Below are 15569 nucleotides of genomic sequence, written 5' to 3'. Positions count from 1 at the left end.
AATGACTTTCTCCTGGCTCAAGGGGCACGGCACCGAGAACGACTTCGTGCTGTTGCCCGATCACGACGGCTCCCTCCACGGCGAGCTCGATCCGCAGTTCGTCGCCGCGCTCTGTGACCGGCGCCGCGGCATCGGCGCCGACGGAGTGCTCCGCGTGACCACCCCCGCGGCGCTCGGTCTGGAGTCGGACGCCGCGTGGTTCATGGACTACCGCAACGCCGACGGTTCCCTCAGCGAGATGTGCGGCAACGGCGTCCGCGTCTTCGCCCGGCACCTGATCGAGGAGGGTCTCGTCACCGACGACGACTTCCTCGTCGGAACGCGCGACGGCGACAAGCGCGTGGTCGTCGACGGCGACCAGATCCGCGTGGACATGGGCCGCTACACCACCGGCGGCACCAGCAAGGTGACGACGGCCGAGGGCACGACGCTCGAGGCGCGCGAAGTGCACACGGGCAATCCGCATGCCGTCGCCTTCGTCGACGACTTGTCGTCGGCGGGGTCCCTGCTCACCGAACCGGAGTTCGACCCGATCGTCTATCCCGAGGGCGTCAACATCGAGTTCGTCGAGCGACGCGCCGCCGGGCATGTCGCGATGCGGGTCCATGAGCGTGGCTCGGGTGAGACTCGATCGTGCGGCACCGGCGCCTGCGCCGTGGCGATCGCCGCAGCGCTCGCCGACGGCCACGATGCGGCTCACCCTCGTTACCGGATCGACGTCCCCGGCGGTACGGTGCTGGTCGACCTGACCATCGACGGACACGTGCACCTCACCGGGCCCGCCGTCATCGTGGCCTCCGGGACGATGGAGTGGCGCGCGTGACCGAACCCAACGAGCACGACCGCGGAGACCTCGAACTCGAGGAGCGGTCGTCCCTGCGCCGCGTCGCCGGCCTCTCGACCGAGCTGCGCGACATCACCGAGGTCGAGTACCGCCAGCTGCGGCTCGAGCGCGTCGTCCTCGTCGGCGTCTGGACCGAAGGTACGGCCGATGACGCCGAGAACTCGCTCACCGAGCTCAAGATGCTCGCCGAAACTGCGGGTTCGGAGGTGCTCGACGCGCTCGTGCAGCGCCGTCAGAAGCCCGACCCGGCCACGTACATCGGCCGGGGCAAGGTCGAGGAGCTGCGGGCCGCGGTGGAGGCCAGCGGCGCGGACACCGTCATCTGCGACGGCGAACTCGCGCCCAGCCAGCTACGCAATCTCGAGGACCGGGTCAACGCCAAGGTCGTCGACCGCACCGCGCTGATCCTCGACATCTTCGCCCAGCACGCGAAGAGCGCTGAGGGCAAGGCTCAGGTCGAGCTCGCGCAGCTGCAGTACCAGACCCAGCGGCTCCGGGGTTGGGGCGGCAACCTCTCGCGCCAGGCCGGCGGTCGCGCCGCCGGTGGTGAGGGCATCGGCGGCCGTGGTCCCGGTGAGACCAAGCTCGAGACCGACCGGCGCCGCATCCAGGCGCGGGTGGCCAAGCTGCGTCGCGAGCTGGCCGAGTTGCGCGGCACTCGCGACACCAAGCGAGCCAATCGCCAGCGCCACCAGATCCCCTCGGTGGCGATCGCGGGGTACACGAACGCCGGCAAGTCGAGCCTGCTCAATCGGCTCACCAAGGCCGGTGTGCTGGTCGAGGACGCCTTGTTCGCGACGCTCGATCCGACCACCCGTCGCACGCAGACTCCCGACGGACGCATCTACACGCTGTCGGACACGGTCGGTTTCGTCCGGCACCTGCCGCACCAGCTGGTCGAGGCCTTCCGCTCCACGCTGGAGGAGGTCGCCGACGCCGACCTCGTCGTCCATGTGGTCGACGGTTCTCACGTCGACCCGCTCGGTCAGATCGCCGCGGTGCGCGAGGTGTTCGCCGAGATCGGTGCGAGCCAGGTCCCCGAGATCATCGCGATCAACAAGGCCGACGCGGCCGACCCTGACACCGTCAAGCAGATCGTCGCCAAGGAGCCGCACGCGGTGGTGGTGAGCGCCCGCACCGGCGAGGGCATCGACGAGCTGCTCAACGCGATCGAGAGCGAACTGCCGCAGCCGGCGGTCGCGGTCGACGTCGTCTTGCCCTACGACCGCGGAGATCTGCTCAATCAGATCCACGAGCACGGCGAGATCGACGCGGTCGAGCACCGGGGCGACGGCACGCACGTCTCCGCCCGCGTCGACGCCGACCTCGCCGCCGACCTGGCTCCCTACGCACGGTGACCGCGACGCCTGTGGACACGCGGCCGAGAGCACGGCCGCGAACGATAACCTGCTCGGCATGACGCCCACCGTTCGCGATGTGCTGGATGCCGCCGTCGCCTCGGTCGGCGGGTCCCAACGGCCGGGCCAGGTAGCCATGTCCGAAGCCGTGGAACGGGCGTTCCAGGAGAAGAAGCACCTGCTCGTCCAGGCCGGGACGGGCACCGGCAAGTCACTCGGTTACCTCGTCCCGAGCCTGCTGCACGGCGAACGCGTGGTCGTGGCCACCGCGACGCTGAATCTGCAGCATCAGCTGGTGGAGCGCGACATCCCCGCGCTCAAGGACGCGGCCCGGTCGACCCTCGACGAGGTGCCGCACCACGCGGTGCTCAAGGGGCGGAGCAACTACGCGTGCCTGCACCGGGTGCGCGAAGGCGCGCCCGACGACCAAGGGGTTCTCGTCGAGGTCCCCGAGGGCACCCTCGGAGCGGAAGTCGTCGCGCTGCGCGAGTGGGCCGAACACGCCGCCGACGAGGGGCACAGCGGCGACCGCGACAGCGCTCCGTCGCACACCGAGCGTTCCTGGCGGCAGGTGAGCGTCAGCGCCCGCGAGTGCCTCGGCGCTTCGCGGTGTCCCTATGCGATCGAGTGCTTCGCCGAGCGCGCTCGCGAGGACGCTCAGGACGCGCAGATCGTCGTGACCAATCACGCGATGCTGGCCATCGACGCGATCGACGGCGTCCCGATGCTGCCGCAGTTCGACACCGTGGTCATCGACGAGGCGCACGAGCTGGCCGCTCGGGTCACACAGGCCGCGACCCAGGAGCTCGACCCGGCCGGGATCGAGCGCGCTGCACGCCGCGCGCGGTCGCACCTCGATGAGCCGCACGCTGCCGACGACCTCAGTGACGCCGCCGATTCGCTCGCCGACACCCTCACGCATCTGCACCCCGGCCGGATCGACGAGATCTCCCAACCCCTTCGCGCCGCGCTCGAGTTCGTGCGAGACACCGCCCGCGCCTGCTTCTCCGGGTTCGGCAAGGAGTCCGGGGGACCGGCCGGCGAGGCCGACCCCGCCCGTCAACAGGCGCGCAGCATGGTCGACGAGTTGCGGCAGGTGGCCGAACGGATGGCGCGCGGCAGTGAGACGGACGTCCTCTGGTTGGGAGACACCCGCAGCGGCCTGCAATTGCGCGTCGCGCCCATCGACGTGTCCGCCGCGCTGCGCGACAAGCTGTTCGGCGAGAAGACGGTCGTCCTGACCAGCGCGACGCTCACCCTCGGCGGCTCATTCGACCCCGTTGCCCGCTCCCTCGGTCTGTGGGAGGACGAGGAGTGGACCGGTCTGGACGTCGGGTCCCCGTTCGACTACGCCAAGCAGGGCGTGTTGTACGTCGCCCGACATCTGCCCACACCCGGCCGTGACGGGCTCGAGGAGGACCAACTCGGCGAGATCACCGCGCTCGTGAAGGCCGCCGGCGGGCGTACGCTCGGGCTCTTCTCCTCGCGACGCGGGGCCGAGCGTGCCGCGGAGTACGTCCGGCTCGCGCTCCCCGATGTGGACGTTCTCTGCCAGGGCGACGCCCAACTCCCCGAACTCGCCCGGCGGTTCGCCGAAAATCCCCGCACCTGCCTCTTCGGTACGTTGAGTCTGTGGCAGGGCGTCGACCTGCCCGGCGACACGTGCACGCTCGTGATCATCGACCGCATCCCCTTCCCGCGACCGGACGATCCGCTCATGAGCGCCCGGCAGCGGCTCGTCGAGAAGCGTGGCGGGAACGGGTTCATGCAGGTCGCCGCGCATCACGCCGCTCTGCTGCTCGCACAGGGAGCGGGTCGGTTGATCCGGCGGGCGGACGACCGCGGTGTCGTCGCGATCCTCGATCCGCGGCTCGTCACCGCTCGGTACGGCAGTTTCCTGGCCGCTTCGCTACCGGGTCTGTGGCGGACCACCGATCGCGCGACCGTCGTGGGGGCGCTACGGCGACTCGACGAGGCCGCTTCTGCCCGTGAGGGCATCTGAGCGCCGCTCACCAGTAGGCTGACGCCATGGCGGTCTTGGTCACCGGTGGTGCTGGGTACATCGGCTCGCACATCGTTCGCGCGTTCCGGCTCGCCGGACTCGATCCCGTCGTCGTCGACGACCTCTCCAGCGGGCACCGTGACTTCGTGCCCGACGACGTCCCGCTCATCGAGCTCAACATCGTCCGCACGAAGAAGCTCACCGAGGCGTTGCGGCACCATGCGATCGACGCCGTCGTGCACCTGGCGGGCTACAAGTACGCCGGCGTGTCCGTCCAGCGTCCGCTGCACACCTATCAGCAGAACGTGCAGGGCACCGTGAGCCTGCTCCGCGCCATGGCCGAGCACGGCATCGACAACATCGTCTTCTCCTCGAGCGCCGCGGTCTACGGCACCCCGGACGTCGCTCTGGTCACCGAGGAGACGCCGACCCGTCCGGAGTCGCCGTACGGGGAGAGCAAACTCGTGGGGGAGTGGGTCATCGCCGACCAGGGGCGGGCGACCGGACTGCACCATACCTCGCTGCGGTACTTCAATGTGGTCGGATCCGCGACCGACGAGCTGTACGACTCGAGCCCGCACAACCTCTTCCCGCTCGTGATCCGTGCGCTCACCGAGGGGCACCAACCCAAGATCTTCGGCGGCGACTATCCGACGCCGGACGGCACCTGTGTGCGCGACTACGTGCACGTCGCCGATCTCGCCGACGCCCATGTCGTGGCTACCCAGAAGCTGCTCGCCGGCCGGGAGCTGGAACCGGTCTACAACCTCGGCAGTGGTGAAGGCGTGTCCGTCCGGCAGATCATGACGGCGGTGGCGCAGGTGACGGGCATCGACTTCGAGCCCGTGGTGGCGCCGCGGCGACCGGGCGACCCGGCGCGGATCGTCGCCTCGGGTGATCTCGCGGCCCGGGATCTGCAGTGGACGATGCGCCACACGCTCGACCAGATGGTCACGAGCGCGTGGCGGGCGCGCCACCAGAACTGAGTCAGACGCGGCGCAGGACGGCCGTGACCTTGCCGAGGATCGTGGCGTGCGTACCGTCGATCGGCTCGTACGCCTCGTTGTGCGGCAGCAACCAGACTTCTCCGTTCTTGCGCTGCAGCGTCTTGACCGTGGCCTCGCCGTCGATCATGGCGGCGACGATCTCGCCGTTCTCGGCCGTCGGCTGCTGCCGGATGACGACGTAGTCGCCGTCGCAGATGGCCGCGTCGACCATCGAGTCGCCGCTGACCTCGAGCAGGAAGAGGGTGCCGTCGCCCACGAGCGAACTGGGCAGCGGCATGACGTCCTCGACACGTTCCTCGGCCAGGATCGGGCCACCGGCCGCGATGCGGCCGACGACCGGAACGTAGGTGGCGGTTGGCCGCGCGTCGCCGGACGCCGTGACGTCGCCGACCTCGTCGGGATCGGCGCCGCCGAGGGACCGTCGCACCTCCGGGAGGTGGATCTCCAGCGCGCGTGGGCGGTTGGGGTCGCGCTTGATGAAGCCCATCTTCTCGAGCATCCGCAACTGGTGGGAGACCGAGGAGGTGCTCGCGAGGCCGACCGCTGCGCCGACCTCGCGCATGCTGGGCGGATAACCGCGCTCGCGGAGGCTGTCGCGCAAGAACTCGAGCACCTTGCGCTGCCGGGGCGTCAGTCCGGTCGCGTCGGCCGGGCCGTCGGGTAGTTCGCTGACCGAATCGGTGGGGCGCGCATCGCTGCTCATGGCCTTGACCGTAGCGAGCGGCCCGGTCGAAATCAAACACGTGTTCGAACCCGGGCGCGTCGCGGCTATCGGTGGTCGGGCTCCTGGCGGCCGCGCAGGTCGTCCAGGAATGCGTCCAGGTGTTCCTCGATCTCGGCATGGGCGCGCTCCTGCTCGGTGCGCGCGAGCGAGGCCGCCTGGTCTTCCGCGACGGTGGCGGCGGTCACGACGGTCTCGTCCACGGCTTGGAGCGCGGCTCCGAGAAGCACGGCGAAGAGTCCGATCCAGAGCCAGAGGAGCAGGACGACCACGCCGGCGAGGGCGCCGTACGTCTTGCCGTAATTGCCGAACGAGTTGACGTACATCGAGAAGCCCACCGAGACGAGCAACCACAACAGCGATGCGACGACCACGCCGCGGCTGATGAATCGACTGGGGTGGGGGCGGTTCGGCGCCAGGCGGTACGTCACGGCGATCACGGCCATGACCAAGATGACCAGGACGAGCCAGCGCGCGACCTCCGCGCCCCAGCGGACGCCGGGGACCGCGTCGATGACGTTCAGGACGGCGGGAACGACGGCCACGAGCGCGATCGCCACGATCGCGAACAGGATCGCCGTGACGGTCATACCGAGCGCGAGGGCCTTGCGCTTGACGAATCCGCGGTCGTCGCCGAGGCCGAACATGAGGTTGACGGCGGTGAGGAGGTTGCCCACGCCCCCGGAGGCGCTCCACAGCGCCACGGCGAGGGCGACCACCGTCGTCACGCCGAGGGTGCCGCTCGAGGTCGCGGTCAGTTGTTCGATCTGGCCGGTCACGAGGGAGGCGGCGTCGGCTGGCAGGAGATCTCGGAGGCGATCGGACTGCTGGGCCACGGTCTGAGGCGATGCGACGAGCCCATAGAGCGACACGCCGGCGATCAGGGCGGGAAACAGCGAAGTGAAGGAATAGAAGGCGACTCCGGCGGCGAGGAGGGGCGCCTGGCGAGACGATGCCTGTTTCCAGGCCAATTTCACGGTCCGGAGGAAGGCTCGCATGGAACGAAACTAGCGGTCCGCGCGGCATCGTGCCGAGTCCATGCGGCGAAAGATTCGAGCACGTGTTCGAATCTCGCTTGTTTTGTCAGTGGGCCGCCGTATAGTCGTACACGTGTTCGATCGAACGTCTGTTCACTTCGAATGACATCGTACGCCAGGCGTTCGGCCGGACACACCAGACCTGACCTCTTCTTCCCCTCTGGAGGACCAGCAATGAGCACCATCGCCTACCACGAGCTCCCGGTTCGTCCCGCCCCGCAGCGCCAGCGTCACCTGTCCGCCGTCCCGCTCGCCGCGCCTGCGCAGCCCGCCGCGGCACCGCTGCGTCTCACCCGCCGCGGGCGCATCGTCGTGTTCGCCGCGGTCGCGCTGCTGCTGGCCGTGTCGAGCATCGTGCTCGGCGCCTCGGTGGCGGCGACGGACGACGCCGCCACGCTTCCCACCACGACCGTCCAGGTGCAGCCCGGGCAGACGCTCTGGGAGATCGCGGCCGAGGCCAATCCCGGTGGCGATATTCGCACCACCATCGACGAGATCGTCCGGCTCAATGCGTTGCCTAACGCCAGCGGCCTCAAGATGGGTACGACGTTGGCGGTCCCCGTCTACGAGGGCTGACACCACGACACCGGTCCCGGCGTCACCACCTGGGGAAGGGTGGGTCGCCGGGACCGATGTCTGTGGTGCCGGTCGAGAACCGCTGCGCGGTCAGCTCTCGAGCTGGCCGCCCTGGTTCTCGAGATGGGCTCGCACGAACCAGTGGAACAGCTCCATCGTCTTGATCTGGCCGATGACCATGTCCTCGGTGATCGGATCGAGCTCGGCAACCTGGGCCTGCACCTTACGGTGATCGTCGAGCAACCCGACGTAGACCTCGTCCAGGGCCTTGAGGTGCTCCGTCGTGGTCGCGCGGTCCAGCGGGTAGCCCTTCCACGTGCGGCCTTCGACGATCGCCGACGGCGTGCCCTGCGGGGCGACGCCGAGGGTGGCGATGCGTTCGGCGGTCTCGTCGACCATGTCGCGCACCTCCACCACGTGGGGGTCGATCATCTCGTGCACGGCGATGAAGTGCGGGCCCACGACGTTCCAGTGCACGTGCTTGAGCGTGAGCATGAGGTCGTTGAGTGCGTTGAGCCGGTCCTGCAGCATCGCGGCGACCTGCTGGCCGTCCTCGAGCGACAGTCCCGGAACCGTGTACTTCGGCGTAGCTGGCATGTCTTCACCGTACGGCGGTGCGTCATCCTCGCAACTCGACGCGTGACGGGCCGACCGTGGCGTCATATAGGCCTGTTCGGTGACGTTGCCGGCGAGTTCGGCGGCGGCGCGCCACGTTTGCGCGGCCTCCTCGTGACGGCCGAGCCGGTCGAGCAGGTCGGCCCTGACGGCGTACCACAGGTGCGACTGCGAGGGCACGGCGTCGACGGCCGCGAGCGCGACCTCGGCTCCCTCGACCTCGGCGAGCGCCACGGCACGGTTCAGTTCCAGGGCCGGACTCGGGGCGAGCCCGCGCAACTCGTCGTAGCCGACGAGGATCCGGTTCCAGTCCGGTGCCGACCCGTCGATCGTGGCGGCATGCTCCGCCTGGATGCGCGCCTCCACCGTGTACCGGTGACGACGGCTTGAGCGTTGCGCTTGACGCAGCAGGAAGCGCGCTTCGGCGATCGCCGTTCGATCCCAGCGCGTTCGGTCCTGCTCTGCCAGCGGTACGAGTTCGCCGCCGGGACGCACCCGCGCCTCGCGACGGGCCTGGATGAACAGCATGAGGGCGAGCAACCCCCGCACGTCCTCCTCATGCGGCAGCAGTTCCACGAGCATCCGGGTCATCGTGACGGCCGTGCTGGAGAGGTCGTCGGGCGCCTGGGACGTGCTCTGCGAACCGACGTAGCCCTCGTTGAAGATGAGGTACAGCACGGCCATCACCGCATCGAGTCGCCGGCGGTAGTCCTGTGGCTCCGGCTCCGCGAAGGCGATCGTGCCGTTGACGATGGCGGCCTTGGCGCGCGTGAGCCGTTGCGCCATGAGCGGTTCGGGCGCGACGAACACGCGAGCGATCTCGGCGGTCGTGAGCCCGCCGACGAGTCGCAGGGTCAGCGCGACCTGGGCCGGGACGGCCTGGGCGGGATGGCAGCAGGTGAAGATCAGGGCGAGCCGCTCGTCGGGTTGGCTGCCGTCCCCGGACTCGCGCATCAGGGCGTCGATGGCGACGCGACGGTCCGCTTCCGCGCGGTGCAGTCGTTCGGCGGCGTAGCGGCGTGCCGTGCGGACGATCCAGTGGCCGGGGGAGGGCGGTGCACCTCGACCGGGCCACTGCCGGATCGCGTCCTCGAAGGCGTCGGCGACCGCTTCGACGGCAAGCTCGACGTCCCCGCCCGTGGCGTGAGCGACGGCCGCGACGGCGCGCGCGTGCTCGGAGCGGAAGGCGCGGGCGATGTCCTCGATCGGTGCCTCCCAGGCCGCTGGGAAGGGTCGACCGGGCCACGCGGCACCATCGCGACGTTCTGCATCGGCCACGTCAGCGTCTCCTCGTGGACGGTATGAGCCCCTGGTGGCGTGTGCTCGGATTCGTGGTCATGGCTGTTGTGATCATTCCCGACACGCCGCGATAGCGCATGCTCAGGGCTGTGACCAGGGCAAACGCGAAGTGTCAGACCCACCGGCGAAGCTGTTTGCATCGCTGGAATCGGCGACGTAGAGTAACCACTAGATATAGTAGTTACAGACGTGTAGTTCTCCACATATAGCCCACAGGCACTGTCGAGTTTCCCACAGGAATCCCGACCGTCCACACCGAGATCCACGGTTTGTCCACAGCGAAAGGAGTCGCGGATGCGCTGCCCGTTCTGCAAGAACGACGACACCCGAGTGCTCGACAGCCGTGCGTCCGACGACGGCGGAGCGATCCGTCGCCGGCGCGTCTGTCCCGCGTGCGAGAAGCGCTTCACGACCCTCGAGCAGATGCAGCTGACGGTGGTCAAGAAGTCCGGGGCGACCGAACCGTTCCAGCGCGAGAAGGCCATCGCAGGAGTCGCCAAGGCCTGCAAGGGGCGTCCGGTCTCGGCCGACGACCTCGCATGCCTCGGCCAACAGGTCGAGGACGCCCTGCGCGCGAGCGGCGCCGCCGAGATCCCGGCTCATGAGATCGGCCTCGCGATCCTGGAACCGCTGCGCTCGCTCGACGAGGTCGCGTATCTGCGGTTCGCGAGCGTCTACAAGGCCTTCGACTCCGCCGACGACTTCGTCGCGGAGATCGCCTCCCTGATGGCCGCGGCCACCGACGGCGAACTCGCCGAGGAGACGGCCCGCTCAGGGTCGCGCACCCACGACACCGACACCACGAACTGACACCACCACCACCACCGGAGAATCAGGAGCACCAAGGCATGACGGAGACGGTCAGCAACAGCCGAGCATCCCGCGGCGGGGCCGGCGCTCGCAAGGGCGCCAAGAAGGGCCTGTCGATCGAGCGGGTCTACACGACCGAAGGGGTCCACCCCTACGACGAGGTCACCTGGGAGCGCCGCGATGTGGTGCAGACCAACTGGAAGACCGGCGAGAACGTCTTCGAGCAGCGTGGCGTGGAGTTCCCCGACTTCTGGAGCGTCAACGCGTCCACCATCGTCACCACCAAGTACTTCCGTGGCGCGGTGGGCAGCGAGCAGCGCGAGACGAGCCTCAAGCAGCTGCTGGACCGCGTCGTGCTCACCTACGTCAAGGCGGGCAAGGAGCACGGCTACTTCGCGACCGACGCCGACGCCGAGATCTTCGAGCACGAGCTGACCTACATGCTGTTGCACCAGGTGTTCAGCTTCAACTCCCCGGTGTGGTTCAACGTGGGCACGTCGAGCCCTCAGCAGGTCAGCGCGTGCTTCATCCTCGCGGTCGACGACTCGATGGACTCGATCCTCAACTGGTACCGAGAGGAGGGCCTGATCTTCAAGGGTGGTTCCGGTGCGGGCCTCAACCTCTCGCGCATCCGCTCGAGCAAGGAGTTGCTCCGTTCCTCCGGTGGTACGGCCTCCGGTCCGGTCTCCTTCATGCGCGGCGCCGACGCCTCCGCCGGCACCATCAAGTCCGGTGGCGCCACGCGCCGCGCCGCCAAGATGGTCGTGCTCGACGTCGATCACCCCGACATCGTCGAGTTCGTCGAGACCAAGGAGCGCGAGGAGGAGAAGATCCGCGTCCTGCGCGACGCCGGCTTCGACATGGACCTCGGCGGCACGGACATCACCAGCGTCCAGTACCAGAACGCCAACAACTCCGTGCGCGTCAACGACGCGTTCATGGAGGCCGTCGAGAACGGCACCGATTTCGGGCTGACCGCGCGCACCACCGGTGAGGTCATCGAGAGCGTCGACGCCCGAGAGCTGTGGGGCAAGATGGCCAAGGCCGCCTGGGCCTGCGCCGATCCGGGCATCCAGTACGACTCGACCATCAACGACTGGCACACGACGCCGGAGTCGGGTCGCATCACCGCCTCCAACCCGTGCAGCGAGTACATGCACCTGGACAACTCCAGCTGCAACCTCGCCAGCCTCAACCTGCTGAAGTTCCTGGGCGACGACGGCACGTTCGCGGTCGAGAAGTTCGTCAAGAGCGTCGAGCTCATCATCACCGCGATGGACATCTCGATCACCTTCGCCGACTTCCCGACCGAGGCGATCGGTGACACCACGCGCAAGTTCCGTCAGCTCGGCATCGGTTACGCCAATCTCGGCGCGCTGCTGATGGCCTCGGGCCTGGCGTACGACTCCGACGGCGGTCGGGCGCTCGCCGCGGCGATCACCTCGCTCATGACCGGCACGTCGTACCGTCGCAGCGCCGAGCTCGCCGGCATCGTCGGTCCGTACGAGGGCTACGCCAAGAACGCCGAGCCGCACCAGCGGGTCATGCGCAAGCACCTCGCCGCCAACGACGACATCAAGACCAAGCACGCGATGGACATCGCGGTGCAGAAGGAAGCCACCAAGCAGTGGGCCGAGAACCTCAAGATCGGTGAGACCAACGGTTGGCGCAACGCGCAGGCCTCGGTCCTCGCGCCCACCGGCACGATCGGCTTCATGATGGACTGCGACACGACCGGCATCGAGCCGGACTTCTCGCTGGTCAAGTTCAAGAAGCTGGTCGGTGGCGGCTCGCTGCAGGTGGTCAACCAGACCATCCCGGTCGCGCTGCGCAAGCTCGGCTACACCGGCGAGACCATCGAGGCGATCGTGGAGTACATCGCCGAGCACGGCCACGTCATCGATGCCCCGGGTCTGCGCCCGGAGCACTACGAGGTGTTCGACTGCGCCGTCGGTGAGCGGGCGATCAAGCCGATGGGCCACGTGCGGATGATGGCGGCCTGCCAGCCGTTCCTGTCCGGTGCCATCAGCAAGACGGTCAACCTGCCCGAGACGGCCACCGTCGAGGACATCGCCGACATCTACTTCCAGGGCTGGAAGCTCGGGCTCAAGGCGCTCGCGGTCTACCGCGACAACTGCAAGGTCGGTCAGCCGCTGTCCAGCCAGAAGGCGCAGGACAAGGCGACCTCCGGGTCGACCGAGACCGAGGTCAAGACGGTCGTCGTCGAGAAGCCGATCCGTCGTCGTCTGCCCAAGAAGCGTCAGTCGATCACCACGAGCTTCAGCGTGGGCGGCGCCGAGGGGTACATGACCTCCGGCGCTCACGAGAACGGCGACCTCGGGGAGCTGTTCCTCAAGCTCGGCAAGCAGGGTTCGACGCTCGCCGGCGTGATGGACGCGTTCAGCATCGCGGTGTCGATCGGCCTGCAGTACGGTGTGCCGCTGGAGACCTTCGTCACGAAGTTCACCAACCTCAAGTTCGAACCGGCCGGTCTCACCGACGACTCGGACGTGCGCATGGCGCAGTCGATCATGGACTACGTCTTCCGCCGCCTGGCGCTGGACTACCTCGACTTCGACACGCGCTCGGCCCTCGGCATCTACTCGGCCGAAGAGCGCCAGCGTTACCTCGACACCGGCTCGTACGAGCCGACCGAGGGCGACGGCACGACGGCCGCTGAGCTGGTCAGCGACGAGCCGAAGGCCGACCGGCAGGTGACCAAGCAGGTCGAGGCCGAGTCCGACGTCGCCTCGGCGACGGTTCAGGCCGAGTCCGCCCGTCCGGCACCCTCGACGGCGCACACCTCAGCCGAACTGCTCGAGGAGATCACCGGTGGGGCGATCGACAGCCCGCTGTGCATGACCTGCGGCACCAAGATGCGTCCGGCCGGGTCGTGCCACGTGTGCGAGGGCTGCGGCAGCACGAGCGGCTGCAGCTGATCTCGTCGCCAGGACGAGGGGCGCGAACCACGTGGCTCGCGCCCCTCGTCCTGTCAGCGCTGGTGAACAGCACCGGCCGAGGGCGTACAACGATGCGGTGATGAGGTGGTCACGGAGCGCTGCAGCGAATCTGGATTACTGCTATCGCCGCGAAGCGGACCGCCGATACACTGCTCTCGACGCTCATGACGACATAGGGGGATGCGTGTCCGGCGACCTGTACATCGACGGTGCGATGCTGCGCCGAGTCAAGACCAATTTCGGTGACATCGAGTCGTTGCTCTCGACGCCGGCGCGACGGATGCGCAACATGTCCGCCGACCAGGTGGGACCGCGCACCCTCGTCCAGCGGGTCAACGAATTCGGCGACGACTGGGGCTACGGCATCGAGCAGCTCGGAGAGTTCTCCGCGTCGGTGGTGCAGGCGCTCCAGTCGATCGAGGACGCCTTCGACGCCGCCGACGACAATCTCGCCGCCGCACTCAACGAAGCCAAGGAGGGCTGAGGCGATGGCGCCCACCAGCGCGGCTGACTACCCGAATCTCGGATTCGACCCGACGCCCGGTGACGTGGACGAGGTCAATTACCTCGAATCCACCCTGCGCGATGTCTCCGGCGCGATGTCGGAGATCTCCAGCGTCCTGCACGGTGCCGCGGACGGCGACTGGCGCGGACAGGCAGCCATCGCGTTCCGCGACATGCTCGACGACGACCTGCGCCCCAAAGTGGACGACGCGTACGAGTCGTTCAGCGACGCCAAGCGTCACGTCGCGAATTGGTCGATCTGGCTGGGCATCTACCAGAGTCGAGCGCGGTCGCTGGAGTCCGACGCCGCCGACGCTCAACAGCGGATCCACACGGCGGACAGCACGCTGGCGGGTCTCCCGTCAGCGCCCCCACCAGGCGCCGAACCGCCCGAAGATCCGGCCGAACGCAGCCGGCTCGAACGGCAGGCGGAGCAGCGCAGCACTGCGTCGAGCAACCGCGCCGCCGCAGTCTCCGATCTGGAAGCGGCGCGCGAGGCCGCTCGTACGCTGCAGGACGAGTACCTGGAGAAGGCCGAGGAGATCGGGCGCCTCTTCCGCGACGCCATCGACGCTGCCCCCTCCGAGCCCGGGTGGCTCGAGTCGGCGGTCGACGCGATCGGGGATTTCTTCGACGAAATCGGCGATTTTCTCGCCGACGTTATGGATCAGTTCGTCGAGCTTCTCCACGAGATCGCCCCGCTGCTCGATCTCATCGGTGACGCGCTGGGCCTCGTGTCGTCGATCCTCGGGCTTCTCGCGTTCATTCCTGGATTGCAGTTCCTCGCACTGCCGGCGCTGGTTTTGGGCGGGTTGTCGTTGCTCGCCCACTATGGTGCTGCCGTCGGCGAGACCGGCAGCTTCCTTGAGGCACTGACTGACCCCACTGTCCTCATGGACGCAGCCGGGGTGGCGTTGGGCGTCGCCGGTTTCGGGGTTGCTCGCCAGCTGGGCAGACTGGGGCAGCACACCGGAACGCTCCAGAACTTCTTCCAGATCGCCAACGGCACGGTGACCGAGATGGATCAAGGCGTCATGGTCTGGCGCCTCGTCCAGCTCAAGGTCGATCAAGCGACCCTGTTCCACACTGGTTTCGGCGCACCTGGCGGCGTCGAAACGGTTCAGGAATTCGTCGGGGGTAACGTGCGCGATCTGACGCAGGCTCCGGTGACCCGATGAACGAGATCGCTCGCCCGCAGACCGACTTCGGAACCGCAGAACTTTACGTCCCCGAGGGGATGTTCGACCTGCTCGCACCCGACAGCGATGCCGAGGCGCGATCGTCGTTCGTCGACGTGTTCGCACAGATGCTTCCCCGTGCGACCGCAGCGGACCTTGAGACACTCACTGACGGGCTCATGACATGGCGCCGCCGGTTACTGAACGACGGCATGCTCATGCACGCGGTCGTGGCCGTGCCTGCCGGACACCTCGCGGAGACTCCCGTTCACTGGCATATCCTCGTCGGCCCGGTTCGAGTTCCCGAAGCTGGGGAACTCAACGCCGGCGAAGTCGTTGCGCGCTACCTCGGCCAGTCCTTCGATCCGGCGAGCACCTACACCGAGTCGTTTGCCACGCGGTTGGGTTGGGGTGCGGGTCTCATTACGCGTACGCCGTTCCCATTCCAGGTCGAGGGACCAAGCGCCGCTCAACTGCCCCCGGTGGTGGGTCTCAGTGCCGCTGTCACCGCACCGCAGCATGGCACCCAAGGTCTGTTGGTCGTCGGCGTCGCCTTCGACGTCGAACGAACCGAAGACATGGCGCGCCTGGTGGCGGTGATCGCCGGGCAATCTGTCGTCCACCCGCCCAGCGACGATGAGATCTGAGCCGGCTGAAT

Annotated in this window: 13 protein-coding genes; 10 read left to right on the top strand and 3 right to left on the bottom strand. The window is 68.2% G+C overall.

Going from position 1 to position 15569, the window contains the following annotated elements:
- Position 1 precedes the first annotated feature (1 nt).
- The 4 genes from dapF to galE are packed head-to-tail and all read left to right on the top strand — an operon-like array spanning position 2 to position 5190.
- Positions 2-823, top strand: coding sequence for a diaminopimelate epimerase (gene dapF, locus D9V41_RS08200; RefSeq protein ID WP_121794076.1), 822 nt, complete (start codon positions 2-4; stop codon positions 821-823).
- Positions 820-2202, top strand: a complete 1383-nt coding sequence (gene hflX / locus D9V41_RS08195) for a GTPase HflX (RefSeq protein WP_243697201.1) — start codon at positions 820-822, stop codon at positions 2200-2202. The genes dapF and hflX overlap by 4 nt, the downstream gene beginning before the upstream one ends.
- 58 nt (positions 2203-2260) lie before the next feature.
- Positions 2261-4204 carry an ATP-dependent DNA helicase gene (locus tag D9V41_RS08190; RefSeq protein WP_121794074.1) on the top strand — a complete coding sequence of 648 codons (1944 nt, stop codon included), beginning with the start codon at positions 2261-2263 and terminating at the stop codon, positions 4202-4204.
- Between the two features lie 26 nt (positions 4205-4230).
- Positions 4231-5190 (top strand): UDP-glucose 4-epimerase GalE, encoded by a 960-nt coding sequence (gene galE, locus D9V41_RS08185; protein ID WP_121794073.1) that lies wholly within the window; start codon positions 4231-4233, stop codon positions 5188-5190.
- A 1-nt stretch (position 5191) separates the two neighbouring features.
- On the opposite strand, the gene lexA is transcribed toward galE, so the two are convergent.
- A complete protein-coding gene (gene lexA / locus D9V41_RS08180) occupies positions 5192-5914 on the bottom strand; it encodes a transcriptional repressor LexA (protein WP_121794072.1) in 723 nt (240 codons plus the stop codon).
- A 65-nt stretch (positions 5915-5979) separates the two neighbouring features.
- Positions 5980-6930 (bottom strand): YihY/virulence factor BrkB family protein, encoded by a 951-nt coding sequence (locus D9V41_RS08175; RefSeq protein ID WP_121794071.1) that lies wholly within the window; start codon positions 6928-6930, stop codon positions 5980-5982.
- A gap of 213 nt (positions 6931-7143) precedes the next feature.
- Between D9V41_RS08175 and D9V41_RS08170 the strand changes: the two genes are divergently transcribed.
- Positions 7144-7545 (top strand): LysM peptidoglycan-binding domain-containing protein, encoded by a 402-nt coding sequence (locus D9V41_RS08170; RefSeq protein WP_166375956.1) that lies wholly within the window; start codon positions 7144-7146, stop codon positions 7543-7545.
- Between the two features lie 90 nt (positions 7546-7635).
- On the opposite strand, the gene D9V41_RS18320 is transcribed toward D9V41_RS08170, so the two are convergent.
- Positions 7636-9438 carry a DUF6596 domain-containing protein gene (locus tag D9V41_RS18320; RefSeq protein ID WP_208006791.1) on the bottom strand — a complete coding sequence of 601 codons (1803 nt, stop codon included), beginning with the start codon at positions 9436-9438 and terminating at the stop codon, positions 7636-7638.
- A gap of 315 nt (positions 9439-9753) precedes the next feature.
- Between D9V41_RS18320 and nrdR the strand changes: the two genes are divergently transcribed.
- From nrdR to D9V41_RS08140, 5 genes are all read left to right on the top strand, one after another.
- Positions 9754-10269: a transcriptional regulator NrdR gene (nrdR, locus tag D9V41_RS08160; protein WP_121794069.1), complete on the top strand. Its 516-nt coding sequence runs from the start codon at positions 9754-9756 to the stop codon at positions 10267-10269.
- A 38-nt stretch (positions 10270-10307) separates the two neighbouring features.
- A complete protein-coding gene (locus D9V41_RS08155) occupies positions 10308-13208 on the top strand; it encodes a vitamin B12-dependent ribonucleotide reductase (protein ID WP_121794068.1) in 2901 nt (966 codons plus the stop codon).
- Positions 13209-13413: 205 nt separating this feature from the next.
- The gene (locus D9V41_RS08150; protein ID WP_121794067.1) at positions 13414-13713 is read left to right on the top strand and encodes a hypothetical protein; all 300 of its coding nucleotides are present in this window, start codon (positions 13414-13416) and stop codon (positions 13711-13713) included.
- A gap of 4 nt (positions 13714-13717) precedes the next feature.
- A complete protein-coding gene (locus D9V41_RS08145; protein ID WP_121794066.1) occupies positions 13718-14911 on the top strand; it encodes a hypothetical protein in 1194 nt (397 codons plus the stop codon).
- Positions 14908-15558 (top strand): hypothetical protein, encoded by a 651-nt coding sequence (locus D9V41_RS08140; RefSeq protein WP_121794065.1) that lies wholly within the window; start codon positions 14908-14910, stop codon positions 15556-15558. Before D9V41_RS08145 ends, D9V41_RS08140 begins: the two co-directional genes overlap by 4 nt.
- The last annotated feature ends 11 nt before the right edge of the window (positions 15559-15569 follow it).

This window comes from Aeromicrobium phragmitis (genome assembly GCF_003674095.1).
Classification (GTDB): Bacteria; Actinomycetota; Actinomycetes; order Propionibacteriales; family Nocardioidaceae; genus Aeromicrobium; species Aeromicrobium phragmitis.
Note: the sequence above shows the minus strand (reverse complement) of the source record. Positions and strands in the feature narration are given on the sequence as shown.

Excerpts from the sequence above, each read along its gene's own strand:
- nrdR (WP_121794069.1), top strand. The coding sequence starts at position 9,754 with ATGCGCTGCCCGTTCTGCAAGAACGACGACACCCGAGTGCTCGACAGC.
- galE (WP_121794073.1), top strand. The coding sequence starts at position 4,231 with ATGGCGGTCTTGGTCACCGGTGGTGCTGGGTACATCGGCTCGCACATC.
- D9V41_RS08175 (WP_121794071.1), bottom strand. The coding sequence starts at position 6,930 with ATGCGAGCCTTCCTCCGGACCGTGAAATTGGCCTGGAAACAGGCATCG.
- D9V41_RS08145 (WP_121794066.1), top strand. The coding sequence starts at position 13,718 with ATGGCGCCCACCAGCGCGGCTGACTACCCGAATCTCGGATTCGACCCG.
- lexA (WP_121794072.1), bottom strand. The coding sequence starts at position 5,914 with ATGAGCAGCGATGCGCGCCCCACCGATTCGGTCAGCGAACTACCCGAC.
- D9V41_RS08190 (WP_121794074.1), top strand. The coding sequence starts at position 2,261 with ATGACGCCCACCGTTCGCGATGTGCTGGATGCCGCCGTCGCCTCGGTC.
- D9V41_RS08155 (WP_121794068.1), top strand. The coding sequence starts at position 10,308 with ATGACGGAGACGGTCAGCAACAGCCGAGCATCCCGCGGCGGGGCCGGC.
- D9V41_RS08140 (WP_121794065.1), top strand. The coding sequence starts at position 14,908 with ATGAACGAGATCGCTCGCCCGCAGACCGACTTCGGAACCGCAGAACTT.
- D9V41_RS08170 (WP_166375956.1), top strand. The coding sequence starts at position 7,144 with ATGAGCACCATCGCCTACCACGAGCTCCCGGTTCGTCCCGCCCCGCAG.
- dapF (WP_121794076.1), top strand. The coding sequence starts at position 2 with ATGACTTTCTCCTGGCTCAAGGGGCACGGCACCGAGAACGACTTCGTG.